19 protein-coding genes and 1 tRNA gene are annotated in these 15,917 nt (G+C 45.3%); 6 read left to right on the plus strand and 14 right to left on the minus strand.

What is annotated here, in order from left to right; genetic code table 11:
• Positions 1–13: 13 nt before the first annotated feature.
• From J4N43_RS11735 to J4N43_RS11785, 11 genes are all read right to left on the minus strand, one after another.
• On the minus strand, positions 14–1,105 hold the full coding sequence (locus J4N43_RS11735; protein WP_005393118.1) for a flagellar basal body P-ring protein FlgI: 1,092 nt from the start codon (positions 1,103–1,105) through the stop codon (positions 14–16).
• Positions 1,106–1,148: 43 nt separating this feature from the next.
• Positions 1,149–1,928 carry a flagellar basal body L-ring protein FlgH gene (gene flgH, locus J4N43_RS11740; protein WP_017634834.1) on the minus strand — a complete coding sequence of 260 codons (780 nt, stop codon included), beginning with the start codon at positions 1,926–1,928 and terminating at the stop codon, positions 1,149–1,151.
• A 30-nt stretch (positions 1,929–1,958) separates the two neighbouring features.
• Positions 1,959–2,747 carry a flagellar basal-body rod protein FlgG gene (gene flgG / locus J4N43_RS11745; protein ID WP_005382032.1) on the minus strand — a complete coding sequence of 263 codons (789 nt, stop codon included), beginning with the start codon at positions 2,745–2,747 and terminating at the stop codon, positions 1,959–1,961.
• Between the two features lie 18 nt (positions 2,748–2,765).
• On the minus strand, positions 2,766–3,515 hold the full coding sequence (gene flgF / locus J4N43_RS11750; RefSeq protein ID WP_005382031.1) for a flagellar basal-body rod protein FlgF: 750 nt from the start codon (positions 3,513–3,515) through the stop codon (positions 2,766–2,768).
• Positions 3,516–3,845: 330 nt separating this feature from the next.
• Positions 3,846–5,159 (minus strand): flagellar hook protein FlgE, encoded by a 1,314-nt coding sequence (flgE, locus tag J4N43_RS11755; protein ID WP_005382030.1) that lies wholly within the window; start codon positions 5,157–5,159, stop codon positions 3,846–3,848.
• 30 nt (positions 5,160–5,189) lie between these two features.
• Entirely contained in the window at positions 5,190–5,900 is a 711-nt protein-coding gene (gene flgD / locus J4N43_RS11760) for a flagellar hook assembly protein FlgD (RefSeq protein WP_005382029.1), read from the minus strand.
• Positions 5,901–5,917: 17 nt separating this feature from the next.
• Positions 5,918–6,331: a flagellar basal body rod protein FlgC gene (flgC, locus tag J4N43_RS11765; RefSeq protein WP_005393132.1), complete on the minus strand. Its 414-nt coding sequence runs from the start codon at positions 6,329–6,331 to the stop codon at positions 5,918–5,920.
• A 5-nt stretch (positions 6,332–6,336) separates the two neighbouring features.
• Complete coding sequence (gene flgB, locus J4N43_RS11770) at positions 6,337–6,732, minus strand: flagellar basal body rod protein FlgB (RefSeq protein WP_005382026.1); 396 nt, start codon at positions 6,730–6,732, stop codon at positions 6,337–6,339.
• 313 nt (positions 6,733–7,045) lie between these two features.
• The gene (tnpA, locus tag J4N43_RS11775; RefSeq protein WP_017633711.1) at positions 7,046–7,480 is read right to left on the minus strand and encodes an IS200/IS605 family transposase; all 435 of its coding nucleotides are present in this window, start codon (positions 7,478–7,480) and stop codon (positions 7,046–7,048) included.
• Positions 7,481–7,649: 169 nt separating this feature from the next.
• Entirely contained in the window at positions 7,650–8,477 is an 828-nt protein-coding gene (locus J4N43_RS11780) for a CheR family methyltransferase (protein ID WP_053350772.1), read from the minus strand.
• An 11-nt stretch (positions 8,478–8,488) separates the two neighbouring features.
• The gene (locus J4N43_RS11785) at positions 8,489–9,415 is read right to left on the minus strand and encodes a chemotaxis protein CheV (RefSeq protein ID WP_005382022.1); all 927 of its coding nucleotides are present in this window, start codon (positions 9,413–9,415) and stop codon (positions 8,489–8,491) included.
• A 76-nt stretch (positions 9,416–9,491) separates the two neighbouring features.
• Between J4N43_RS11785 and flgA the strand changes: the two genes are divergently transcribed.
• From flgA to J4N43_RS11800, 3 genes are all read left to right on the plus strand, one after another.
• Positions 9,492–10,238: a flagellar basal body P-ring formation chaperone FlgA gene (flgA, locus tag J4N43_RS11790; RefSeq protein WP_005382020.1), complete on the plus strand. Its 747-nt coding sequence runs from the start codon at positions 9,492–9,494 to the stop codon at positions 10,236–10,238.
• Between the two features lie 116 nt (positions 10,239–10,354).
• Complete coding sequence (gene flgM / locus J4N43_RS11795) at positions 10,355–10,669, plus strand: flagellar biosynthesis anti-sigma factor FlgM (protein WP_005382018.1); 315 nt, start codon at positions 10,355–10,357, stop codon at positions 10,667–10,669.
• Positions 10,670–10,696: 27 nt separating this feature from the next.
• On the plus strand, positions 10,697–11,122 hold the full coding sequence (locus tag J4N43_RS11800; protein WP_005382015.1) for a flagella synthesis protein FlgN: 426 nt from the start codon (positions 10,697–10,699) through the stop codon (positions 11,120–11,122).
• A gap of 102 nt (positions 11,123–11,224) precedes the next feature.
• On the opposite strand, the gene flgP is transcribed toward J4N43_RS11800, so the two are convergent.
• The gene (gene flgP / locus J4N43_RS11805; RefSeq protein ID WP_005382014.1) at positions 11,225–11,656 is read right to left on the minus strand and encodes a flagellar assembly lipoprotein FlgP; all 432 of its coding nucleotides are present in this window, start codon (positions 11,654–11,656) and stop codon (positions 11,225–11,227) included.
• Between the two features lie 9 nt (positions 11,657–11,665).
• The gene (locus J4N43_RS11810) at positions 11,666–12,304 is read right to left on the minus strand and encodes a FlgO family outer membrane protein (RefSeq protein WP_005382013.1); all 639 of its coding nucleotides are present in this window, start codon (positions 12,302–12,304) and stop codon (positions 11,666–11,668) included.
• A 169-nt stretch (positions 12,305–12,473) separates the two neighbouring features.
• Between J4N43_RS11810 and J4N43_RS11815 the strand changes: the two genes are divergently transcribed.
• From J4N43_RS11815 to J4N43_RS11825, 3 genes are all read left to right on the plus strand, one after another.
• On the plus strand, positions 12,474–13,607 hold the full coding sequence (locus tag J4N43_RS11815; protein ID WP_005382012.1) for a flagellar assembly protein FlgT: 1,134 nt from the start codon (positions 12,474–12,476) through the stop codon (positions 13,605–13,607).
• A gap of 175 nt (positions 13,608–13,782) precedes the next feature.
• A tRNA-Arg gene (locus J4N43_RS11820) sits at positions 13,783–13,859 on the plus strand.
• 279 nt (positions 13,860–14,138) lie between these two features.
• Positions 14,139–14,645 (plus strand): hypothetical protein, encoded by a 507-nt coding sequence (locus J4N43_RS11825; RefSeq protein WP_005382011.1) that lies wholly within the window; start codon positions 14,139–14,141, stop codon positions 14,643–14,645.
• A gap of 114 nt (positions 14,646–14,759) precedes the next feature.
• Here the strand turns inward: J4N43_RS11825 and J4N43_RS11830 are convergent, their stop codons facing one another.
• Complete coding sequence (locus J4N43_RS11830; RefSeq protein WP_005382010.1) at positions 14,760–15,722, minus strand: OmpA family protein; 963 nt, start codon at positions 15,720–15,722, stop codon at positions 14,760–14,762.
• Between the last annotated feature and the right edge of the window lie 195 nt (positions 15,723–15,917).

Consider the following 15,917-nt stretch of genomic DNA (forward strand, 5'->3'; position numbering starts at 1 on the left):
TACCTCCTAACCATTAAATGATGATCAACTGGCCTTCAATGGCACCAGCTTGCTTCAATGCTTGTAAAATTGCCATCAAGTCCGAAGGCGCAGCCCCGACTTGGTTCACGGCACGGACCAAATCATCCAACGTTAAGCCTGGCTCGAACTTAAACATCTTGCCCTGCTCTTCGCTGACTTCGATATCCGAGTCTGGTACGACAACGGTTTGCCCACCAGAAAAGCCGTTAGGTTGGCTAACATTCAGGTTTTCTTTGATCGCAACCGTCATGCCGCCGTGCGTTACTGCTGCTGGTTTAAGACGCACATGCTTACCAACTACGATGGTACCCGTGCGAGAGTTAACGATGATTTTGGCTGCGCCATCTGCTGGGTCGAATTCTAGGTTTTCAATTGCCGATAAGAACGCCACACGCTGGCTGACGTCACGAGGAGCACGCACGCGCACTGATGTCGCGTCAACAGCGCTCGCCATTTGTGGGCCAAGGAAGTTGTTTACCGCATCCGCCATACGTTGAGCCGTTGTGAAGTCTGACTCAAGCAAGTTGAACGTGATGTAATCACCACGACCAAATGGGTTTGGAATTTCTCGCTCTACTGTCGCACCACTAGAGATAAGACCAACGGTTGGATTGTTACCTACGATTTTAGAACCGTCAGCGCCTTCAGCACTGAAGCCGCTCACTACTAAGTTACCTTGAGCAACCGCGTAAACTTGACCGTCGAGACCTTTGAGGAACGTTTGCAGCAAGGTGCCACCACGCAAACTTTTAGCACTTCCGATGGAAGAGACAGTCACGTCCACTTGCTGACCCGGTTTAGAGAAAGGCGGCAATTCTGCCGTAACCATGACTGCGGCAACGTTTTTAATTTTTGGCTTTGTGCCCGGCGGCATCTGAATGCCGAAGTTTTGCAGCATGGCGGCGAAACTTTGCTCTGTAAACGGGTTCGCTTCACCCGTACCAGGTAAGCCTGAAACCAAACCATAACCCACGAGTTGGTTGCTTCGTACACCTGCCACTTGCGCGACGTCTTTGATACGTGCGGCTTGGGCTACGGTAGAAAACAGAGCAACGCTCATCAGTACTAAAAGGAGTTTTTTCATGCTTACTTATCTCTTGCAGTCAAATTGCCGTCAGCACGGCGTGTTATAGCGCTACATTAAAGAATCGTGCCAAGAAGCCTGGCTCTTGCATATCTTGTTGCAAACCAGTGCCAGAGTACTGAATTCTTGCGTTAGAAACGCGATTTGATGCAATGGTGTTGTCGAAATTAATATCATCCGGACGAATAGTGCCACTTAAACGTATGTACTCATCACCCGTATTTAGCGTCATCCACTTCTCACCGCGGATCACGAGGTTGCCGTTTGCCAGTACTTCGATCACCTCAACAGTGATGTAACCACTGATGCTGTTGCTCTGCTTTGCAGAAGAGTCACCTGCAAATGAGTTGGAGTTGTTTAAGTCATAAGAGAAATTATATTTTCCGCCAATTTTCAGCTCTTCTCCGCCCACTTGAAGCGGGTCCATTTGCGCTTCATTGGTTTTCGATAAATCGGCATTTGCGCTTTTCGTCGCACTGGTTGTCTCATCAAGTGTTACGGTAATAATGTCGCCAATACCACGTGGTTTAGAATCGTCGTAGAGATCGGTAATGTGCTCGGCGCTAAACAACGAACCTGTTGCAGCAGCGTAATGCTCAGGTTTGTTTTTCGGATGAATTGGAGCCCAAGCAGGGTCGCCAGCAACCGGATCGCTTCTACCACGTAAAGTATCTACAATACCGCTGCTCTCTTCTTTCGATTTATCACCTTCTACTGCGTCGACCACAGTGGTTGCTTGTGTCACTTCATCCGTTTCAATCGGTTCCAACATGGCACAGCCCGACATCGTAGCAATCAAAGCGAGTAGGCAAATACGTTTCATCGTGAGCTCCTCAAATCTTGCTCTTAATCGTTACAATTGCTGGTTAACGAAGCTCATCATCTTATCGACTGACGAGATCACTTTTGAGTTCATTTCGTAAACGCGCTGGGCTTCGATCATGTTGACCAACTCTTCTGTTACATTCACGTTGGACGCTTCCAGCATGGATTGACGAATTTCCCCCAAACCGTCCAAACCGGGAACACCCTCTTGTGGATCGCCACTGGCCCCCGTTGGTAAGTAAAGGTTCTGACCAATTGGCTCTAGGCCACCCGGGTTAACAAAATCTGTAATGGTTAACTGACCAACGACTTGGTTGTCTTGCTGACCTCGGACGCGAACCGACACTTCACCATCCGTACCGACAGTAATAGAAATCGCATCTTCTGGAATCACAATTTCAGGCTCTACAGGGTAGCCAGAACCCGACGTGACTAACGTGCCTTCACCATTGAGCGTGAACTGACCGTTACGGGTATAACCGATGTTGCCGTCCGGCAATGTCACTTGGAAAAAACCGTCGCCTTCCACCATCATGTCCAATGCGTTAGTCGTTGTCTGTGCATTGCCGTGCGTGTGCACTTTTTGCGTCGCAACCACTTTAGAACCCGCACCTAACATCAAACCACTTGGCAGTTCCGTGTTCTGAGATGACTGGCCGCCAGGTTGGTTGATGTTCTGATAGAACAAATCTTCGAATACTGCACGGCTCTTTTTGTAGCCGACAGTAGAAGCGTTCGCCAAGTTGTTCGAAATCGTGGCAATGTTGGTTTGTTGGGCGTCTAGACCTGTTTTACTTACCCATAGTGCTGGATGCATAGTGAACCTCTAACTCTGTTAACTCATACGAAGCAGTGAATCTGAAGATTTATCCATTTCTTCAGCTGTGCTCATCATCTTGACTTGCATTTCAAACTGACGTTGTAAGTCAATCAATGCGGTCATTTCACCTACGGCATTCACGTTACTGCCTTCTATCGCTCCCGTCTGGAGACTAACAGTCGCGTCTGCTTCGTAAGGTTGGTTTGGAGTTTTATGGCGAAATAAGCCATTGGTGTCTTTAAACAAGCTTTGATCATTAGGCTTAACAAGCTTAATGCGATCAACCGCTTGGAATTCTTCTGCCGGGGCACCTTGAGGAAGTACAGAGATGGTGCCATCCCGACCGATTTCAATTTTGGAGAGAGGAATAGGCAAAGTAATCGGCGCGTCGTTTTCACCCAGCACCAAATGACCACTTGCGTTCGTAAGCATGCCATTTTGATCGACTTTTAGGTTGCCGTTACGGGTCAACCCTTCTTTCCCTGTATGATCGAGTACCGATATCCAACCGCTGCCTTCAATCGTCACATCCAGATCACGCCCTGTTGTAATCACGCTACCTTGAGCAAAGTTATGCCCTGGACGCTCTGTCATGCTGAACACACGTGAAGGATGGCCTTCACCATAAGCCTGCATTGAGCGAGCCTGTGCTAAATCAGCCCGAAATCCGGTCGTGCTTACGTTAGCCAAGTTATTAGCGCGCAATTGTAGTGCCTGCATATTTTGCTTGGCGCCACTCATTGCGAGAAACAGTGCGCGATCCATAAATTACTCCAAAAAATCTCTCTGTACACGGAGTAAAAGCAATAGTTATGCCAAAACAAAAATGGACTTATAAATCAATACTTTGAATTAACAATCAACAATTAAAAGAGGTCAATAGGGGCAGAAAACTGTAACGAGAGGCAAGGTTTTGATCCATACGGCGGCAACAGCGGCAAATCGTAGGTCAAAGCATGCTTAGCCTGAGTGAGGTGTATTCAGGCTAAGCATCAGATGAATGTCATGATGAAAGTGAACAAAGCGGTAATTACTAAGAAGCAACCACACGCCATTGCTTACTCAAGCAGAGTATCGAATGACCCAGCTAGTGCTCTAGCGGATCTGTAAGATATTCTGTTGTAGTTGGTTGTGTACTTCTAGCGAACGTGAGTTTGCTTGGAAGTTACGCTGAGCAGAGATCAGGTCCACCAACTCCTGAGTCATATCAATGTTTGATTGCTCTAGCATACCGTTGTTGATAGTACCGAAAGAGCCTTTGTTTGATTCACCCCAGATCTTGTCACCAGAGAACTGCGTTGAATCCCATTGAGTGCCGCCTTTCTTATCCAGACCTTGCTCGTTTGGAACACGTACGAGAGCAACACGACCCAATGTAACGTTTTCACCGTTTGAGTAAGTCCCCAATACGCTGCCGTTTTCATCGAAGTCAACTTTGGTTAGGAAGCCCGTTGTTGCACCGTCTTCGTCAAACTTAGTCAGTTCGAACGGAGCCGCAAACTGTGTTGCTGAGCCTAAGCCGAAGTTAAGCGTCTGCGCAGGATCGGCACCATTCATATCGACTGGTGTCGTGTTCGTCGCCGGATCACCCAGAGCCACAGAAGTGATTGGCTGACCATTGTTCAAGCTCGCCAACGTACCATCGTTGTTGAACTTCATGGTATGCCCCACATGACCTGTTGGCGTTTGCGCATCACCAGCCGCAACATTTAAAGGCTTTTCACCTTCTTTATCTGTCACGGTGTAGTAAGTGTTCCATGTATTTGGCTGAGTCTGATCTTTCAAGTAATACGTCGTTAGCTTGTAAGACTGACCCATCGAGTCATAAATTGTCGAAGAGGTTGAACGGTTGTATGTATCTGGGTCTGAAAAATCAAACTGCGTTGGATCTTTCAAATCGCCGTTCGCTGGCAAGTTCACACCCACTTCAATGTTTGCTGTTTGTTTTGGCTTACCAAATTCAGCAGGAATATTGATGGGTTGTGGCTCGTATGAAGAAACCTCACCAGAGCTTGGGTCCACTTGGTAACCTAACAAGAACTCGTCGTTCGCGGTCACCATGTAGTTTTCTTTATTTAAGTGAAATGCACCATTACGTGTCAGTTCATTCTGTTGTGGAGTTAGACGCTCTTTCGCTACAGCGAAAAAACCTGTCCCCGAAACACGCAAATCCATTGGGTTGTTGGTGTAAATGCTAGAGCCTTCATGGAACTGCTGTGCCACTTGGCTTGCTTGCGCACCACCACCCGGTGTGGTTTTTGCGTTAGTAAATAAAGAGTTAGAGTAGACATCAGCAAACTCAGCACGGGACTCTTTAAAGCCGTAAGTGTTGGCGTTCGCAATGTTGTTACTGGTGGTGTTCAAATCCAGTTGGGCGGCGGACAAACCGCTTAAAGATACATATGACATTCCAAAATCTCCTAATCTAGCGAGCTATGACTACGCTTTGCCGACTTCCAATACTTCTGCAAGTCGAACTGGCGATTCAAAACCAGCCAGATTGAGTAATACGTTTCCGTCACCTTTGCCAAGCAATACGCTGTTTACGTTGGCGTATGTCGATACTGGGAACTCTTGCGACTCCCCTTCAACTAAGCCAGACGCTTTCACTTTGTATTTGCCAGCTGGCAGTGGATTTCCGCTTTCATCTTTACCGTCCCAAAGCACACGCGTGTCGCCGGCTGGTTTCGCCCCTACCTCAAAGGTACGAACCAGTTGGCCAGCTTCATCCTCTACACGAACAAACAGATTATCGATAGATTGTGAAAGCTTAACCATTGCCGCCATTGGTGCGTCGTCCTGCTTCACACCTGCTGCTCCTGGGACCAATACGTCACGCCCTACCAAAGAGGAAGCTTGTAACGCTTGATTTGATGTCATTGACGAATTCAAACTCTCAAACTGAGTGTTCATCTTGCCAATGCCATCAACGGTCGCAAATGAAGCCATTTGCGCAATCATCTGGTCATTACTTACCGGCTTAAAAGGGTCTTGCTGAGACAGTTGCTTCGTGAGCAATGATAAGAAGTCTTCCTGTTTTAGGTCCTGCTTACCCGTGCTCTCTTCCGCTTTCTTGTTACTCTCTTGTAGACTTTTAAGCTGGTCGATATAGGACAAGCCGCTTTGACCAACGTTGTTAATTCCGGCCATACGCTACCCCCTTATCCTTATTGACCCATCTGCAGCGTACGCAGCAGCATTTGTTTACTAGAATCAGCGACCTGTACATTAGTTTGGTATGCACGAGAAGCTGAAATCATGTTTGCCATTTCTTCCATTACATTGACGTTAGGCTTGTAAATGTAGCCTTCTTCGTTTGCAAGGGGATGGTCTGGGTTGTACTCCGCACTCAGCGGTTTATCACTTTCTACAATACCCATCACTTTCACTGGCACCGTATCACCGCCACGCATGGCGTTACTTAACTCTGCACCAAACACTGCATGACGCGCTTTGTAAGTGTCTTTCGCAGAGCTGCTGACACTGTCGGCGTTCGCCAAGTTGCTTGAGGTAGTATTCAGACGAACGGATTCAGCGCTCATTGCGGAACCTGTCACATTGAAAACGTTAAATAAGCTCATCTAAATTATTCCCCTTTGATTGCTTTGGTTAAGTTCTTGAATTTGCTGCCTAGAAAGTCGAGTGATGCTTGGTGTCTGATTTGGTTTTGCATAAACAAGTTACGCTCTAAATCCAAGTCTACCGTGTTGCCATCTCCCGTATCTGGTTGCGTAGGAAGACGATATAACTTGTCCCCAACCAACGTTGTAGTGGCAGGAATATGCCGACCATCTGTGCGACTAAGACCAATGCTTGCCCCAGATGTTGCCGCTTGCAATTCCTTCGCAAAGTCTAAACCTCTTGCTTTGTAACCAGGCGTGTTTGCTTGTGCGATATTGGTGGAAATCACCTCTGCATTGCGCTCACGTACGCCCACCGTGTGCTGGTGGATGCCTAGTGCATTGTCAAAAGATATAGCCATGTTTGCCTCTACAATTAAGAACTGACCGTGATTGATAACCAAAAAGCAATTAGCATGCCAAAACCTAAAGCATTACACCAACCTAGTGGTTACCGTGAATTGAAATAGCAATAAGTGAGCCAAAGTAACTGGAATGTCATGTCGTATCACTTTGTTCACTTAATAAAGATACACCGTGTTGAGGGCACAAGGCAAAAACGCGCTTCAACTAATTGAGTGATACATGAAACGCTCGGCGCAGAAAGGTAACAAGTAAATTACCACCTTCTAAAGAAGGTGGCTTTGTGTGAGCCCCCTAAAAGGGGGCCTTTGTTTAGTCCAGCGCCAATTGCTGCTGCTCTACTCGCTCTTGCTTCTCTTGATGTCTTACATATCGGCGTATTATTTCTTCATTGATTCCAACACTATCGACAAAATAGCCTCTTTGCCAAAAGTGATTACCCCAAAGCCTGTTCTTCCTAAGGTGAGGAAACTTGCTAAATAGCTTTAAGGCTATTTTGCCTTTCAATACCCCCATCAACTTGGATATCGAAAGCTTTGGTGGGACCTTTACAACTAAATGTACGTGGTCAACTTGTACGTTTAGCTCTACGACTTCACATCCAAGTTGATTACAGTAAACATAAATACATCGATAAACTTCTTTACCTATATTGTTCTTCAAGATCCTAAATCGATACTTTGGCGTCCACACTATATGGTATTGACAACGCCAAAATACGTGGGAAGCTTGATTGTATCTACTCATGTTATTTGTCCTCTTTGACTTCTGGAAAAATCAAAGACGCATTTAGCATGAGTAGTTTTACAGGCAAAGCCGAAACGGATGATAACCACCTACTGAAGTAGGTGGTTTAGGGCTGAAAACAAAAAAGCCTGACACGAAGTCAGGCTTTTCTATCAATGAAGAGATACCGCTATTTAAGCTTGTAAATGATGCCAGGATTACAGCGCACCATTTCAAATTTATCAGTCAGACCAGTTAGCGACTCTGATGCCCCTAACAGCAAGTAGCCACCAGGGTTTAAACTGCTCGCCATTTGGTTAAGCACTTTAGATTTCATTTCTGGAGAAAAGTAAATCAATACGTTACGACAGAAAATGATGTCGAACTTACCCATCAGTGCGTAACTGTCCATCAAGTTTTGTGGACGAAAGTTCACCAAACGCTTGACGTTATCTTTGACTTTCATGCGACCACCGTCCGCATTTTCAAAGAAGTTGCGACGACGTTCTGGTGAAAGCCCGCGACCCAAAGCCAAGTTGTCGTACACCCCTGCACGACACATCTCGAGCATACTTGCCGAAATATCTGTGGCTGTAATGGACACGTTTGGTAACAAGCCCGGCTTGCGCTGTTGCGTTTCCAGGATCGTCATTGCAATAGAATACGGTTCTTGGCCCGATGAACTGGCAGCAGACCAGATCTTAATTGGGCGCTTACTTGCCGCTACTTCTGGCAATAATTTGTCAGCTAAAACCGTGAACGGATAAGTATCTCGAAACCACAAGGTTTCGTTAGTCGTCATCGCATCCACAGCGGCGACTCGTAATTCTCGATTACGCCCTGTAACAACATCACGTAGCAAATCTGATAACGATGCGAGCTTAAACTTCGTCACTAAAGGACTCAGTCGGCTACGCACGAGGTATTGCTTGCTATCACCTAACACGATGCCACATTGCGATTCTAGAAAACGGCTAAAGTCACGATACTCTTGATCACTGATTGTAATAGCAGTCATTAATGTCTCTTTTATTGTGTTAATGCAGATTTAACCGCGTTACCCAACTCATCTGGGTTAAATTTCGCAATGAAGGTGTTGGCACCTACACGCTCAACCATAGCTTGGTTGAATACACCACTTAATGAAGAATGGAGGATAACATAAAGGTCTTTCAAATCGGCATGTCTGCGAATTTCAGCCGTTAAGGTATAGCCGTCCATTTCTGGCATTTCAATATCGGAAATAACCAACGAAATTTGATCGTAGATATTGCCTTCTTGAGCCATTTCAATCAACTTATTGTACGCTTCTTTGCCGTCTTTGACAGATACGACCTCAAAACCGATGGATGTAATCGCACGCTCTACCTGTTTACGCGCGACCGTCGAGTCATCAGCAATCAGTATGCGGCGTACAATAGGCTTTTCTTGTTCTGCTTGTGCGATTTCTTCACCAATAGCGGAATCCATCGTTTCATCAACTGGCGCAATTTCTGCCAGGATTTTTTCAACGTCAAGGATTTCAACCAGCTCATTGTCAATGTTTGTCACGGCAGTCAAGTAGTGCGCTTTACCTGCGCCGTCTGGCGGTGGCAAAATCGCTTCCCAATGCATATTGATAATACGCTCAACCGATGATACCAAAAATGCTTGGATCGTACGGTTAAATTCTGCAATAACAACAAAACATTTATCTAAATCAGTGGTTGGGCGACCACCAATTGCCAGGCTCAAATCAATAACGGACACGGTATGGCCGCGGATATGAGCGATACCTTTAACCAGAGGGTGTAGATTTGGCATTGAAGTCAGCTTAGGGCACTGTAGTACTTCTTTCACTTTGAATACGTTAATGCCGTAGCGCTGTCGGCCCATCAGTCGAAAGGTCAATAATTCCAATCGGTTCTGACCGACGAGTTGCGTACGCTGATTCACCGAGTCAAGAATCCCCGTCATATGCTCATCTCCATCTCAAACTTTTTGTTTTTAAATGATACTCTACCACTGGCAAGCACGATACCAGGGAGACAGTATGGCGTATTTCACTTTCACTTCGACACCATTGACTATGACAATATGTAGAGCGCTAATTACAAAGTACGCTAAGTCTATCGGCATTTTGCTCAGTATGTTTAGCTTTTTTGTTCATTCAGCTTCAGATAATCAGATCGAGCAAATAAAAACAGCAGCAGAACAACATATTCTTGCTACGGTTGATCAGCCTGATGGTGGCGAGCTATCTGTTAATGCGGCAGAGATCGACTCGAGAATAAAAGCAACGGATTGCCCTGTTCCGTTAGATACATCTGCCTCTTCCACCAGCAGCACGAGAAGTAACATCAATGTGTTAGTGGAATGCCAACCGGATGACTGGAAAGTCTATGTCCCTGTGAGGATCTCGGTATCAGTACCAATGATCGTCGCTACACGAACACTAGGGAGAGGAGAAATCGTCAGCGCATCGGATGTTACCACTTCCATGATCGAGCTACAGCGCTTTCGTAAAGATGGATTTTCTAGCTACGATCAAGTGGTTGGGGCAAAGCTAAAGCGTAATGTTCGTTTAGGCGATGTCGTAGAGAGAAATGATGTTTGTGTGGTATGCCGAAATGAAAAGGTCATTATCAAAGCGGTGAATTCTGGCATGACGATCACAACGCAAGGCACAGCATTGCAGGATGGTTCAGCTGGCGATCAAGTAAGAGTGAAAAATGATAAGTCACAACGTATAATAGAAGGCATAGTGACTGACATTGCGGAAATCACTGTTAATTTTTAATACCCACTGGTAGCGTGTTTAAACTGATCAATAAAAATGCAAAAAATGACTAAAGTTATTTTTGCGCTGGTCGATAGTCTGGATACCAGTATTACGATACAAGGCAAAGGTTAAACATGGCAGGTATAGATAATATACGTTCAGGGCAAATGATGACGACAACAAGTCGCGCACCTGCACGTAACGATTCCAATGCTACCAGCACGACAGAATCAAAAAAGGCGCCAGCGCAACAAGACGCAGTATCACTCAGCCAGCAAAGTAAAGCCGTCAGTAAACTCCAGAAGGATATGGCAGCTTCTCCGGCATATGACAGCGCCAAAGTTGCAGCAATCAAAGAAGCTATCACAAACGGTTCATACAAAGTCGATCCTGAAAAATTGGCTGACAACATGATTAAGTTTGAAAACGAATTGCAAGGCAAAAGCTAACTGACTTAGGCCGAAGGTAAGTATTTTATGGCAGCATTAGTCGATCTCGTTAATTTCCAGCTAGAAAATGCTAAGGCACTTTCCGCTGTTTTACGCCAAGAAACACAAGCAATCACGGCGCGTGTCTCTACCGAGATTGAGAACATTGCCAAACAGAAGATGACGCTCATTGATCAGCTCAGAACAACTGATCAGCGAATCGCCTCTCACCCGCACGTCAATCAACTTACTGAAGATGAGCACCTAAGTCAGGTTGTTGCTCAGATCCAATCGATCGTCCTCGACTGTCAACAAGTTAACCAAGTAAATGGCGAATCGCTTAGTCGCGCACAGCTGAGCTTCAATAAACTCAACAACATGCTCCAGCGAACTCATGGCAAAGTTGGCATGACCTACAATGCGGGCGGAAAAACCCACACCATCTCGACGCTTGGCACCAATATAAAAGCTTAAACGTCACTCCTACCCTCAATTCCCGCGCTCACGTAGATATAAAAAAGCGACTCATTGTTACCAATCAGCCGCTCAAAAAGATTATCTGTCTAGTGAAATGGTTTAAAACAAAGTTTGCTGACGCTTCTCAGGCACTTGCTGAACTTCTCCATAATCACGTAGCTTATCCATCTTACGGATATCCAGACGCAGCTCAGTCACATAACTGTCTTCAACAAGATAACTACGCACAACTTCTGCACCACGAATTACACCATCGACGGCACCAGTGGTGCTTTCAATACCCAAACGCTGGTCTTGCAGCTCTGCACGTCCACTAACACGCATGCCATAAACTTGCTCTGCTAGCTCACGATAAGCATCAATTTTTGATGCGCGCATTGCTCGTACACGCTTTTCTTCTACTGTGCGGCCTGTTTGCTCACTGACGCTGGCGTAACCCACCGCCACTAAGATTTCATCTTGACGCATCTGTTGTAATGGCTGACACCCCACCAATATCAGTGTGGCAACAATAAATAATAACTTCTTCATGCTTCTATCCTATGGACGGAGAATCACAGTGTACGGCTGACGAATGGTAGGGTCAGAACGAATCAACACACCATCTTGTGTGCGGATGCTATTTAACGTATCTAAGTCACGCCCAATACGGTCAGCCGGAAGGAAACCTTGCGCTGTCGCTACAACTACACGGCTTTGCATGCCAACCACGCGTGCATTGACAAGCACTCCGCCCTCTTGGCGCAGCATTGTTCCGGTCAGTACATACTGAATTTGCTGCTCTTGAGCTAAATCTTGCCAATCACGACTTAAAGCAAAATCGCCCTGCTGCGTCACTTGAATAGAGCCCGTAGTTTTGAAATCAACCACTTTAAACCCTCGGCGCTGAAACTGATGGATAAAACCTTCAGAGACCGAGTTACCTAACCAGTTTGTTGCATCCATATTTTGTAGATCAACAAACGAGGTAATCGCAATCGGTGTCCGCGCTGATACTGCCACATTAGAAACCATCAGGTCTTCTGTCATGCTCTCAATGAAAAAGTCCATCGTATGACGCGGACTATCCATCAGCATGAACTGGCTTCCCGAGTACGGTTCTTTACCATTGTAAATCGGTGAGTACGCGCACGATGTCAGAAGCGTCATCATCGATGCGGCGACAAGCCACTTTTTCATGGTTTGATTCTCCAGATAATCTTAGGTGATACCGTTCTTTATTAATTCCTTTCCAAGAAAGTGAATATTGGAACAGTCTTTGCTTTTCTTTGTTTGCCTAACGAAGAAAAACCCACCAAACTTCACTGAATTTGTTAAAGCAATATTTATACCCGAACGGTTGTAACCAATGAAAAAAATATTAAACAGTCTGTTTTCAATCACTTTAGTGATGCTTGTGCCTTTTAAGGTAATGGCATCTTGGTATGAAGTCACAGGCGTTGCCACCATCGTTTCTTCAGAAGAGACGGCAAGGCTCCATGCGTTGGAAGACGCGCTGTTCAAAGCCGTCAATTTTTCGGGCGCAGATATTGGCAGTATTAGCAACTTGATGCCGCTATTAGAAGAAAGCCGCAACGAATACCAGTTTACCAATCATGAAGTCCGTTACATTTTGGTCGAGTCTGAACGCAAACGTCGCGGTAAAGTCGAGGTAAAAATCCGCGTTGATATTTATCCATCGGCAACGGGTTGCCACACCGATCAATACAAAAAGACAATGCTGGTCGGCAATATTGAGGTCGCATCACCACAACAAGCAGTGATGGGACAAATTTATCAAGTTGGTGACGATTTTAGCCACGTAGTGAACCGTCAACTTGATCAAACCTCACGCAGCTTTGTGTCTGTTGGTACAACGGACTACTCAATAAGCAGCAACTATCCTGCTCGCACTCAAATGATCGCGCAAGACAATGGCGCACAATACATCATTGGAGGGGTCATTACCGATCTCACTGCAACGGTCGAATCTCAACTATTGCAAGATGACATCATCAATCGTCAGTTTGCGTTAGAAATGAAAGTATTTGATGGTAAAACTGGCCATGAAATCTTCAACAAAGCCTACCGTGAGGTCGCGCGTTGGCCATTTGCTAAGACGAGTCAAGTGGACACTCGTAGTGCACGTTTTTGGGCATCGACCTATGGCGAGATGATGCTTCGCGTTAGTCGCAATATTATGTTGGATCTGGAGTCGGAGCTGTCTTGCAAAATTACATTGCCAGAGGTTGTGGCAGTCTTCGGTAATACCGTAACGATGGATCTCGGCCGTATGCACGGCGTAAAAGAGGGAGACAAATTGCAGCTTTGGCACACCGCGTCGTTTATCGACCAAAATGGATTGCCAAGAAACAAAGTCTCGCAAAGCGAAATTACATTAACGGTATCACGCATATACGAACACGAAGCGGAACTGACGATTGATCAGCCAAATTTAGCGTCTAGCGTTCAAATTGGCGACGTAATGAACAAGATCCTATAAAAGCAAACATTAAGTCTTGAGATATGCTCACTTTTGAATATCATAGGCAGCGCATCTTATTTTATTATACCAATGACCGTAGCGAATCGTTCAACGTGATGCTGATACAGATCTGGTAGATTGCTAGATTTGAACTCAGTAAAACAGTGCAATGAACTGCAACTATTGGTATTACGCCCCCATGGCACAGCTGGATAGCGCAGTCCCCTCCTAAGGGACAGGTCGTAGGTTCGAATCCTACTGGGGGCGCCATATCATAGCCTTAGCTCCCACTTGAGCTAAGGCTTTTTTGTATCTTCAATTTCAAGCCTCGCACTGCTCCCCCTAGTACATCGTGTTAGGTAATCTTCCCAGTAATCAATATGATCGGATCAGGTGTTTCGGTTACGGGATAAAGTCTTCTACTGATCTGACTTCTTCCCCTTGAAATCATTTCAACAAGCCCTATTTACAGTTTTGTATTTTATTACTTTAATTATCTATGAGTTTTGCTTACCCTTTTAGCTATTAATAAAATTATTAGTTAGCACTATGTCTAAGAGCAATTTAATAACTAACACTGGACACCGCTTTATTTCTAAAGGCAAGACAGCCTTTAAGATACATATCCATACCCCCGAGGATACGGTACTACACCGCTCGGTAGGATTTGTTCGTATTGGAGAAAAGAAAGGCTTACAAAAAGCCATTAAGCTGAGAAACGAGTTAGGCCGGCAAATGTGGGGCAAATTCTGGCGACGTCTTTTGAAAGACCCTTACCTAATGACTAGGCTTCCACATAGCGTTGAGCCTAAAATCGTTCACAAGCCTAACCCTACTCTTGAAAACCCTGACAACCGAGATACGTGTTACATCGCCAAGTGGCGAGAGTTCAATGATGACGGCGAGTATAAATATAAAACGGTGGTTCGCTCTATTAGTAAGTACGGCAAACTTGCCGCCTACATGCAAACCAAAAAAGCGTTGTTAGAAGCACATAAAGATAACTTGGAGATCCTGACATTTATGGGGCGTTTAAACAGCATTGATCTTAAGTAATACCTAGCCACTTTGAACATTTCAGTCAGTTTTTAAAGAGAAATAAAAAGCCCCAAAGAGCGAACTCTTTGGGGCTTTCAGCTTCAGTCTTCTATACTACGGTCGAATAGGAGCTTATTGCTGAACTTGGTATTCAAATTCTGGAACAACGACTTCTACGCGACGGTTTTGTTGACGACCTTCACGAGTGTCGTTTGAAGCGATTGGGTTGTTTTCACCTTCGCCACGAGCTTGGATACGTGATGAATCAATACCTTTTTCAACGAGTGCGTTAGCAACAGACTCAGCACGTTTTTCAGAAACTTTTAGGTTGTAAGCTGCTGGACCAGACGTATCTGTGTAACCTACAACTTCAACGTTCGCTTGTGGGTGCTCGTTTAGGAAAGCAACTAGGTTATCAAGTTTTGCAGCGCTCTCTGGTTTTAGAGTTGTGCTGTTTAGATCGAAGCTACCTGTACCAATTGTTTGAGTTTCGAATGTTTTCGTAACTACAACTGGCTCTTCTACCACTTCTTCTACAACCACTTCTTCAACAACAACTGGCTCTTCTACGATTACTGGCTCATCGTTGCCGCCGAATTTGAAAGAAACACCTAGTGTTGCAGTGTTACCTGTCGCACGAGTTACATCGTTGCTGATGTCAGTCAGTGTTTGGTATTCCGCACGAGCTGTTACGTTTTGGCTTAGGTTGAATTCAAGACCAGCTGCGCCTAGGTAAGAGTAATCATCTTTGCCATCAAACATTACGTAAGCGCCACCCACTTTACCGTAAAGTGCGATGTCTTCAGTGATTGGTAGGCTAAATTTAGGAGCAAGAGTGATTGCTTCTACGTGGCCACCGAAAGAAGTTTGGTTAAAATCACCGATGTTGTCGAAACCCGCTTCTACTGCGAAGTATTTATTCATTTCGTAACCAACAAAAGCGCCAAGAGTAGAATCGTCTTTGTCACAAGCCTGGCCCGCTACACACGCGTCTTCCATCCATGACTTACCCATCTTACCACCAACGTATACTTCTGCTTGTGCTGCTGAAGCCATAAGTAGAGACGCTGAAATTACCGCTGCTAATTTTTTCATTATTGATTCCTCTAAAGAAGTTCTTTTGTTAGATGCCGAAATGCGCCGTCTGACTGACGTTGTATTTCAATTCTTTTTATTCATTCCTTGAGTGAGATACTTAGTCAGCTTCTTTTTATGCACATGCATTTTTTTTATGGAAGCAACTTACGTATATTTCCTGTTCAGTGATACATATCGCCATCTCGGTATCGC

The organism is Vibrio sp. SCSIO 43009 (assembly GCF_023716525.1).
Taxonomy (GTDB): Bacteria; Pseudomonadota; Gammaproteobacteria; order Enterobacterales; family Vibrionaceae; genus Vibrio; species Vibrio alginolyticus.